Origin of the sequence: Gorillibacterium sp. CAU 1737 (assembly GCF_039888655.1) — a bacterium.
Taxonomy (GTDB): Bacteria; Bacillota; Bacilli; order Paenibacillales; family NBRC-103111; genus Gorillibacterium.
Genome location: NZ_JBDQQO010000019.1, coordinates 1 through 9,353, shown reverse-complemented (window position 1 = coordinate 9,353; position 9,353 = coordinate 1). Strand labels below are relative to the sequence as shown.

General features: G+C 56.5%; 10 protein-coding genes. All 10 read right to left on the bottom strand.

What is annotated here, in order from left to right; genetic code table 11:
* Positions 1–190: 190 nt before the first annotated feature.
* Positions 191–997, bottom strand: coding sequence for a phosphonate ABC transporter, permease protein PhnE (gene phnE, locus AAFN83_RS22055; RefSeq protein WP_347773436.1), 807 nt, complete (start codon positions 995–997; stop codon positions 191–193).
* 14 nt (positions 998–1,011) lie between these two features.
* The gene (phnE, locus tag AAFN83_RS22050; RefSeq protein WP_347773435.1) at positions 1,012–1,827 is read right to left on the bottom strand and encodes a phosphonate ABC transporter, permease protein PhnE; all 816 of its coding nucleotides are present in this window, start codon (positions 1,825–1,827) and stop codon (positions 1,012–1,014) included.
* Positions 1,820–2,602 carry a phosphonate ABC transporter ATP-binding protein gene (gene phnC / locus AAFN83_RS22045; protein WP_347773433.1) on the bottom strand — a complete coding sequence of 261 codons (783 nt, stop codon included), beginning with the start codon at positions 2,600–2,602 and terminating at the stop codon, positions 1,820–1,822. Before phnC ends, phnE (AAFN83_RS22050) begins: the two co-directional genes overlap by 8 nt.
* 110 nt (positions 2,603–2,712) lie before the next feature.
* A complete protein-coding gene (locus AAFN83_RS22040; protein WP_481810541.1) occupies positions 2,713–3,810 on the bottom strand; it encodes a phosphate/phosphite/phosphonate ABC transporter substrate-binding protein in 1,098 nt (365 codons plus the stop codon).
* Between the two features lie 232 nt (positions 3,811–4,042).
* Positions 4,043–4,408 (bottom strand): hypothetical protein, encoded by a 366-nt coding sequence (locus AAFN83_RS22035; protein WP_347773431.1) that lies wholly within the window; start codon positions 4,406–4,408, stop codon positions 4,043–4,045.
* Positions 4,401–4,634: a hypothetical protein gene (locus tag AAFN83_RS22030; protein WP_347773429.1), complete on the bottom strand. Its 234-nt coding sequence runs from the start codon at positions 4,632–4,634 to the stop codon at positions 4,401–4,403. Before AAFN83_RS22030 ends, AAFN83_RS22035 begins: the two co-directional genes overlap by 8 nt.
* A gap of 198 nt (positions 4,635–4,832) precedes the next feature.
* The gene (gene dnaJ / locus AAFN83_RS22025) at positions 4,833–5,951 is read right to left on the bottom strand and encodes a molecular chaperone DnaJ (RefSeq protein WP_347773427.1); all 1,119 of its coding nucleotides are present in this window, start codon (positions 5,949–5,951) and stop codon (positions 4,833–4,835) included.
* 129 nt (positions 5,952–6,080) lie between these two features.
* Positions 6,081–7,925, bottom strand: coding sequence for a molecular chaperone DnaK (gene dnaK / locus AAFN83_RS22020; protein WP_347773425.1), 1,845 nt, complete (start codon positions 7,923–7,925; stop codon positions 6,081–6,083).
* Positions 7,926–8,097: 172 nt separating this feature from the next.
* Positions 8,098–8,670, bottom strand: a complete 573-nt coding sequence (gene grpE / locus AAFN83_RS22015; protein WP_347773423.1) for a nucleotide exchange factor GrpE — start codon at positions 8,668–8,670, stop codon at positions 8,098–8,100.
* Between the two features lie 136 nt (positions 8,671–8,806).
* The coding region (locus tag AAFN83_RS22010; RefSeq protein ID WP_347773421.1) for a TCP-1/cpn60 chaperonin family protein at positions 8,807–9,353 on the bottom strand (547 nt) is incomplete at its 5' end.

Here is a 9,353-nt window from a genome sequence, read left to right as displayed (position 1 = left end):
TCCACTTTTATAACCACTGTCGACCACAACGAAGACTAAACAAGCTGACTCCGGTTGCGTACCGACGCCAGCTTGCTGCCTAGAGGCTTTTTTCACTGTCTACAATTCGGGGGCTTGACCATTCCGGCCCGGAGGATTTTTCATGGTTTCTCATAAGCTTGCGACCCGTATTCGGGTTTGAAGACACGTTCTACCCGTTAACCAGCTTGGAGCGAAGTTTGGTTGAGATCCATTCGATGAGAAGGATCAGGACGACCAGTCCGATCAGAATGGAGCCCACTTGATTCCATTTGTAGCTGTTCATGGCGAAGATGAGCGGTGCGCCGATCCCGCCGGCCGCAACCAACCCGAGGATCGAAGCTTCCCGCATGTTCATGTCAAACCGATAGATCGTGACCGACAGGAAGATCGCCATGAGCTGCGGGATGATCCCGAAGCGAATCTTCTCGAAGGTGGAGCAGCCGATGGAGGTCATCGACTCCAGTACCTTCTTGTCCAGTTCTTCAATGGCGTCCACATACAGCTTGGACAGCATGCCGATGGAGGTCAGGCTGATCGTGAGCACGCCAGCAAACGGGCCGGGACCCGAAACCCGAATAAACATGAGCCCATAGACGAGGGCCGGAATCGTCCGAATCATAATGAGCAGAAGCCGGGTAACCCAGGCAATCGGTTTCGGTACGATATTGGACGCCGCCAAAAACGCGAACGGAATCGACAGCACCGCTCCTACGACCGTGCCCAAAAAAGCGATGGCCAAGGTTTGAAGGAGCAGGTACGGGACGCTTTGCTTGGACATATTGAAGAGCAGCTCCAGATCGGGATTCACGATCCCTTTGACAATGTTGGATGCGATCTTGAGTCCGCTGCTGTTGATTTCGGATAGATGTAAGGAGCTGAATGACCACAGGAATAATAGGAACACAAGAACAGCCGCCGTTAAGTAGTAGCGATGATTCCGAGGTGCGGCCAGTAGTTGCTTTTCCAGGTTTGTCATGACGAAAGACCACCTCAAGTCAGCTTTTTTCGGAAAAATTCACTCACGGTTTCAATGACATATACGACGACGATCAAGGAAAGAATGATCATCCCCACGTTCGGGTATTCACGCCAGCCCAGGTTTTCCGTGATCACTAGACCGATTCCCCCCGCTCCCACATACCCAAGAATGGCTGCATAGCGGACGTTGCCCTCAAAGCAAAAAAGCGACGTGGACAAATAGCTGGGAAGAACTTGCGGGAAGATGGCGTACCGAAAGGCTTGCACGCGGGTCATGCCGATCGATTCCATCGCTTCAAAAGGACCCATGTCGACATTTTCAATCTGTTCGTACAGCAATTTCCCCACATAGGAAAGGGTAAAGAGCAGGATCGCCGCCATGCCCGCCATAGGACCCAAACCAAACACATAGGTAGCAATGAGTGCCGTTACCAAAGTGGGCAGCGTTCTTAATAGACTCAACAGAATCTTAAAAAGAGCGACAACTGCCCGGTTGCGAATGACGTTAGAGGCCGCCAACAAGGCAAACGGAAGAGCCAGCAGCGCCCCGATGATGGACCCGACCAAAGACATTTGCAGCGTAGAGAGGAGCGCATCCCATAATTTGGGGAAATAGCTCCAATTCGGAGGGATCATATCCCCCAGCATGTTAAAGAACTTGTCGATTCTCTTAACCAGAACATCGAGGCTGAAGTTGGTCATGTAAACCGATAAGGCAGTTGCCGCAATCACCAAGAGCAGGATGATCGGAAGCTTCGAACGCTTTTCGTGGACGAGCTTCCCGTTTGGCAGAGTGATTTTTTTCGAAGTAAGCCCGTTCTCAGCCATGTGCCGCCATCGCCTCCACCGAGGATAATTCACTCTCGAGCTTGTCGCCGTAGATGTCACTCAGAATCGCGGGGGTCACCTGATCCGCCGGCCCGTCGAAGACGATCTCCCCCTTGCGAACCCCGATGATGCGGTCTGCGTACTCCAGCGCGATCTCCACGTGATGGATGTTCATCAGAATCGAAATTTTCATGGTCTGGTTAATCTTCTTAAAGTCGTCCATCACGAGCTTGGACGTAACCGGGTCCAGGGATGCGATGGGCTCGTCCGCCAGGATGATGTCCGGATTCTGAGCCAAGGTGCGAGCCAGTGCAACCCGTTGCTGCTGCCCGCCGGAGAGCTGATCCACGCGGATGTAGGCTTTATCCAAAATCCCTACCTTGTCCAACGCCTCCAGGGCTTTAATCTTTTGCTCCTTGGTGAAGATCCCGGTCAGCTTTCTCCACATCGGCAGATCCGGGACGAAGGAAACGAGGACGTTCTTCAAAACCGAGATGCGGGTGACCAGATGAAAGGATTGAAAGATCATTCCGATCCTTCTGCGGAACTGGCGAATCTGCTTTCCTCTCAGCTTGGAGACATCCACATGATCCACAAACAGTTGTCCGGCCGTGATTTCGTGCATTCGATTGATGCAGCGGATCAACGTCGACTTGCCCGCTCCGGACAAGCCGATGACGGCGACGAACTCTCCCTGTTCAACGGTCAAGTTAATGTCTTTCAATGCAACGGTTCCATTCGGATAAGTCTTCTCGACCTGCACAAACTTGATCATGGAATTACCCCTATCTAGTGGTGTAGACAAAAAAGGTGAAAAAGGAGCGCATCACCGAAGCCCTGATGCACTCCCTCTTCGAACTCGCATGCCGGTTGGCGGAGTCCGCCTTACTTTTTCAAGGTTTTGATGATGTCCTGCGCTTTTCTCTCGTTATCGTAGTCGGAAGATTTGGCTTCCTTATAGCCTTGGTGGCTGTAGATCGCGATGACTTCTTTCCCTTCCGGAGTGCCGGCGATGGCGATGAACGCTTTTTGCAGAGCGGTCTTGAACTCGTCAGTCATCAGGGAATCATTCTTGCTGACGCTGATGGTGTCGTTGAAGATTCCATCCGTAACGCCGATGACATTGGTCTCATCCCAGACGGAGCTGGTGCGGGAAAATTCGCTCGTCCACTTGTCGACGTAGTCTCTTCTGGCATCAGCAAAGGTGACGATGATATCCACTTGACCGGCAGCCAGGCGGCCCATCGAGCTTCCGTAGGAATCGGAGGTTACCACATGAGCCAGGTCGGTGATGCTCTTGCTAAAGTTCTTTTGCAGCCAGAGCGTCGGGTAAATGTAGCCTGCCGAAGACGAGGTGGACATAACGGCCCAGTTGGCGCTGTTCAGGTCTTCCCAGGTCAAGGCGGTGCCGGCATTAACCTTGGCAGCCAGCTCTTGTCCCTTCTTGGAAGGGCCTGCGATCAACAGGGAGCGGTAATAGTTCGCTTGCTCCGTGGTAGCTTCTGTCGGCTTATGCTCGTTCCAATCCTTCGGATTGTCAGAGTCGTTGGACAAGCCGGCACGGGTAGCCGTCAAAATGACGTCTGCTCCGTCGTCGTACAGGGCATAGGTGCCGCCCGGAATAAAGCCGATATCCGTCGTTCCTGCCGACAGGGCTTCCCCTACGGCTTCGTACGTGGTGCCTACATCGATCGTAACCTTATCTACGTTGTAGCCTTCGGTGGCCAGTTGGGTTTTCAGCAAGTTTTTAAGCGGATCAGTCGCGGTGATGATTTGATCCGGATCTTTTGAGGGAACAAAGCTGATTTTGAGCTCCTTGACTTCCTTCGCGGTGTTCGCGGAAGCGGATGGGGATTCAGCAGCGGGAGACGTGGAAGCGTCTGCGGAAGGGCTCGACGACGAACTGCTGTTGCTGGAGCTGCAACCGGCCAGCAGCGAAAAGCTCAGGGCAACTACCGTAAACAATGTCCATGATTTCTTCAAAATGAATACCTCCGACTGTTAGAATAGAATCAACGAAATGGGAAATGCTGGACAAGCGCTTTTTAAGTCCAAAGTGATTGTACTATGGCAGGAATAAGTCGATGTCATGCCGGGATGAAGGATTTGTAAAGATCAAAAACCGAAAAGCCGATGTCGTCAGGAAGGACGGACATCGGCTTTTCGGTTTAATTGGAGGGGAACGGGTTATGGATGGGAAGGCCTCTCGTTCCGGTTATAAGGTGCCGCCAGACTGCTCAACCGCGCGCAGCGCTTGATGATGGGTCTCTTCCGGGACGACGGCCGAGAGAACAAAGCGATGGCCGCTCACCGAGCTGGGATCGCCGGACAAACCGCTCGCCGAAGGATCGGCGGCAAGGAGGATACCGGTATCGCGCGTCTCTACGGTTGCGTTTAAGGTTAGGCTGGAGAGGCTGGAGATATCGCCGGATATGGGAGTAGACGATCCTTCCGAAGAACCGGGAAAGCGGCCGAAGGAATCGACACGCGCATCCAGCGCTCGAAGCGCTCTCAGCTTGTTCACCGCTTCCTCCGCCGCCTCCCGACTCGCAAAATAGGCGATGACGCTCTTCTCAGTCATAGGACTTTCCAACTTCGACCCGAGCATCGGCTGCCTCTGCACGAGCTGCCGCTTCGCGGTCGTCTTCATCCGCGAGCGCTTCGTTCACCACAACGTCCTCTGCCCGACCGTCATGGATGTCCAGCTCCCCCGCCTCAACCTCGGCCTGGATGGCTGTCGTCACATCCTCCAGATGCCAGGAGGATTGCTTGATGTTCCGGTCGTCCTTCAAGTGTTCATCCTTCATGATGGATTCCTCCTTCTTGGATTCAGGAGTATCTTACCCATTTTCTTTCCAGTCTACGCGAACCACTTGACTCTATCGGACTCTATCCCTCTTTAGCGGAAGAGCCTTCGATGCAAAAAAAGCCCCGCGCAGCTCTCTTGCGGGAACGGGATGCATCCACATCCGTTTTCCGCAGGGAGTTTGCGGGGCTTTTGGTTGTTAGTCTCCAAGGAACGCTTTTTTCATGCGCTCGAAGATCGTTTTCGACTGCTCATGCGTCTGCTCACCGCTGAGAGCGGCAAACTCGCGCAGCAGGTCCTTTTGCTTGTCGTTCATGTTGGTCGGGGTGACCACCACGACCTTCACGTGCTGATCCCCTTGGCCATACCCGCGCATCCGCGGCACACCTTTGCCCTTCAAGCGGAAATACGTGTCCGTTTGAGTTCCAGAGGGAATCTTCAGCTTTACCTTTTCCGTCAAGGTCGGGATTTCGATCTCGTCACCCAGTGCGGCTTGGGCAAAGGTAATCGGAACCTCGCAATAGATGTCGTCGCCTTCGCGCTCGAAGAAGTCATGCGGCTTCACGCGGATGACAATATACAGGTCGCCAGGAGGCCCGCCCTTCGACCCGGCTTCGCCTTCGCCGCTTACGCGGAGTTGGGCTCCATCGTCCACGCCGGCCGGAATCTTGATCTGGATCTTGCGCTGGGTGCGTACCTTGCCCGCTCCGTGGCATTCGCCGCACTTGTCCTTGATGATCTGTCCCTGGCCGTTGCAGTTCTGGCAGACACGGCGATTGACGATCCGGCCGAATGCCGTGTTCTGAATGACCTCCTGCTGCCCGGTTCCCTTACAGACCGTACAGGTTTCCGGCTTGGTGCCTGCCTTCGCTCCCGATCCGTGACAGCGGGAGCAGGTTTCGGTCCGGGGAATGGAGATTTCCGTTTCCTTGCCGAACACCGCTTCCTTGAACTCGATGGTTATCGAATATTGCAGGTCATTGCCGCGCTGAGGCGCATTCGGATTCCGACGCTGCCCCCCGCCGCCAAAGAACATATCGAAGATATCGCCAAAGCCGCCAAAGTCCATGCCTCCGGCGCCGCCGCCCATCCCTTGGGCAGGATCGGCATGCCCAAAGCGGTCGTAGCTGGCACGCTTCTGATCGTCGCTCAGCACCTCGTTGGCTTCGTTGATCTCCTTGAACTTCTCTTCGGCATCGGCTGCCTTGTTTACGTCTGGATGGTACTGCCGGGCAAGCTTTCGGTAAGCCTTCTTAATCTCATCCGGCGAAGCGTCCTTCGAAACGCCAAGCACCTCGTAATAATCCCGTTTGCTCAAAACTTTCCCACCACCTAATCGGCTCGAATCAATTCCTATGAAAAAAGGGCTATGCACCAAGCAAGTCAAAGCCGCGAGTGCGGCTTTGACTTCTGCTTCGTAACAGATGCTCTAATCGTTCATACGTTCTTACTTGTTGTCTTCGTCTACAACGGTGTAGTCGGCATCCACGACGTTGTCTTTGCCCTTCGCACCGCCTGCAGCACCTGCATCGGCGCCGCCTTCGGCTTGACCAGCTGCTTGAGCTTGCTCATACAGCTTGACAGACAGCTGCTGAACAACTTCGGTCAGCTCGTCGGACGCCGTCTTGATGGCCTCGGTGTCGGTGCCTTCCAGCGCCTTCTTCAGCGTTTCCTTTGCCGCTTCGGCTTTGGCAATCTCGCTCGAATCCACCTTGTCGCCCAGGTCCTTGATCGTCTTGTCGACGGTATAGACCAGTTGGTCGGCGTTGTTGCGGATTTCGACCTCTTCCTTACGCTTGCGGTCTTCTTCCGCATGCGCTTCGGCGTCCTTCATCATCTGATCGATCTCTGCATCGCTCAAGCCGCTCGAGGAGGTGATGGTGATGTTTTGGCTCTTGCCTGTTCCCTTATCGAGAGCAGACACGTTCACGATCCCGTTGGAGTCGATGTTGAACGTCACTTCGATTTGCGGAACGCCGCGCGGAGCCGGCGGGATATCGCCCAGCATGAACTTGCCGAGCGTCTTGTTGCCGGAAGCCATCGAGCGTTCGCCTTGCAGGACATGGATTTCCACGCTCGTTTGGTTGTCGGCGTAGGTGCTGAACACTTGGGACTTGCTCGTCGGGATGGTCGTGTTGCGCTCGATCATCTTCGTAAACACGCCGCCGGCGGTTTCGATTCCAAGGGACAACGGGGTTACGTCCAGCAGGAGGACGTCCTTGACGTCACCCGTCAAGACACCCGCTTGGATGGCGGCGCCGAGGGCCACCACTTCGTCGGGGTTAACGCCTTTGTGCGGATCCTTGCCGATCAGCTTCTTAACGGCTTCCTGTACGGCCGGGATCCGGGTGGAACCGCCGACCAATACGACCTTGTCGATTTGGCTCGGGTTCAGGCCGGCGTCAGACAGCGCTTGACGCGTCGGGCCGAGGGTGCGTTCCACGAGATCCGCCGTGATTTCTTCGAATTTGGCGCGAGTCAGGGTCAGCTCCAAGTGCTGCGGAACTCCGTCTACCATCGTGATGAACGGCAGGGAAATTGTCGACGTGAGCACGCCGGACAGCTCTTTCTTCGCCTTTTCCGCGGCATCCTTCAACCGTTGTACAGCCGGCTTGTCTTTGCTGAGGTCGATGCCTTGGTCCTTCTTGAATTCGGCTACGAGGTAGTCAATGACCTTTTGGTCAAAGTCGTCGCCGCCCAGGTGGTTGTCGCCGCTCGTTGCGCGAACTTCGAACGTACCGCTGTCCAGCTCCAGGATCGAGACGTCGAACGTACCGCCGCCGAGGTCAAACACAAGAATCGTTTCTTCCTTGTCTTGATCAAGGCCGTAGGCAAGGGCTGCCGCCGTCGGTTCGTTGACGATCCGCAGAACGTCTAGACCGGCAATCTTACCGGCATCCTTCGTCGCTTGACGTTGGCTGTCGTTGAAGTAAGCCGGAACGGTGATAACCGCTTGGGTGACCGTCGAGCCAAGGTAAGCTTCCGCGTCGGATTTCAGCTTTTGCAGGATCATCGCCGAGATTTCCGGCGGGGTGTACGAGTTATCACCGATTTGCTCCTTGTGGCCTGTTCCCATGTGACGCTTGATGGAGCTGACCGTGCGGTCCGGGTTCGTGATGGCTTGGCGCTTGGCGCTTTCGCCGACGATCCGCTCACCGTCTTTCTTAAAGCCGACCACCGAAGGGGTCGTGCGGTTGCCTTCCGGGTTGGGGATGACGACGGCTTCGCCGCCTTCCATCACAGCCACGCAAGAGTTGGTGGTACCGAGGTCAATGCCAATAACTTTGCCCATGATTCTTGTTCCTCCTTAAGGATGTCGCCCCGAGCCTGGGGCCCGACTCTGTGGAGACCGGCCCTCTGCTCGTGCGGATTTGGATTCGGGTATGGGGAAGAAGTGCTTGCCCATGGAAGCTCAACCGGTTGAAGCCGGTGTCGCGTTTGTCCGGGGTCTCATTCGAGCTCGCTTAGGAGCTGACCTTAACCATTGCTGGACGAAGCACCTTGTCCCCCAGGGTGTAGCCCTTCATGACTTCTTCGACGACGATGCCTTCTTCGTATTCATCGGATTCTACCTGCATGACCGCTTGGTGGAGCTCCGGGTTGAACGGATGGCCGACGGTCTCCATCTTCTGAACGCCTTCTTGGTTGAACAGCTGCTCCAGTTGACGGAAGGTCATCTCCAGCCCTTTCAGAAGGGCGTCAAAGTCGCGAGTTTCGCGGCTCGAATCGAGCGCGCGTTCGAAGTTATCCATAATCGGAAGCAGGCTTCCAATGACTTTGGAGGAGGCATACTTCGCGAAATCTTCTTTCTCCTGGCGCGTGCGCCGACGGAAGTTGTCAAAGTCGGCTTGTGCGCGCAGACTGCGCTCCAGGGTATCCTGCAGCTCCTTCTCCAGCCGTGCGATCGTTTCGCTGGCACCGGCACCTTCTGTTGTTCCTTCTGCCTCCGATGTGTCCTGAGCAGCCTCCTGCTCGAGAACCTCTTCGGTCAACTCTTCCGCTTGCGAATGTTCTTGGGTTGTATCCTGTTGACTCACGTGTGGTTCACCTCCTTGACGAAATCAAGTTCCTTGCTTCGAATTTCTCATTGTGTAGGTTAATTGCGCGGGTCATCTGCCCCCTAGTGTGCCCGAAAAGGGCCGCTCTTCGAGGGTCCGTTTCCTTCGGCTCGCGTTAGCCCGATTCGCCCGGCCCCGCTTCCGCCGCCCGCATCTTGATGACGGTGCGGATGCGGAGCACCGCAGCGGCCACCTCCGCGGCCGCGCGGATCGCATGCAGCTTCACCGGCGCCGGATCGACGATCGCGAGCGCGATCATGTCGGCCACCTCGCCGGTGTCGCAGTCGATGGCGAGCGCGGCGGAGCCCGCCAGCGCCTGCGCGGCCTTCGCCTGCTCGATCTTCTCGAGCGGGCTGAGCCCCGCGTTGACGGCGATCTGGGCGAGCGGCTTGCGGAGCGCCTCCGCGACGGAGGCGATGCCGAAGCCCTCGAGCCCCTTCACCGTCTCGCGCCGCCGCTCCAGCTCGCGGGCTGCCGCGAGCTCGGCTGCACCGCCGCCGGCGACATAGCCGCCGCGCACGGCCGCCTGCACCGCGCTCGCCGCATCGGCGGCGATCCGCGCCCGCTCGCCGGCCAGCTCGCGGGTGCTGGCGCCGACGGCGACGGTCACCGCGGGGCGTCCGGCGCCGGCGGTGACGCGCACGCGGCCATGCGCCGGGTCG

What these genes read in the sequence shown, in the direction of transcription:
- phnE (WP_347773436.1), bottom strand. Translation starts at nt 997, where the DNA reads ATGACAAACCTGGAAAAGCAACTACTGGCCGCACCTCGGAATCATCGC.
- phnE (WP_347773435.1), bottom strand. Translation starts at nt 1,827, where the DNA reads ATGGCTGAGAACGGGCTTACTTCGAAAAAAATCACTCTGCCAAACGGG.
- phnC (WP_347773433.1), bottom strand. Translation starts at nt 2,602, where the DNA reads ATGATCAAGTTTGTGCAGGTCGAGAAGACTTATCCGAATGGAACCGTT.
- AAFN83_RS22035 (WP_347773431.1), bottom strand. Translation starts at nt 4,408, where the DNA reads ATGACTGAGAAGAGCGTCATCGCCTATTTTGCGAGTCGGGAGGCGGCG.
- AAFN83_RS22030 (WP_347773429.1), bottom strand. Translation starts at nt 4,634, where the DNA reads ATGAAGGATGAACACTTGAAGGACGACCGGAACATCAAGCAATCCTCC.
- dnaK (WP_347773425.1), bottom strand. Translation starts at nt 7,925, where the DNA reads ATGGGCAAAGTTATTGGCATTGACCTCGGTACCACCAACTCTTGCGTG.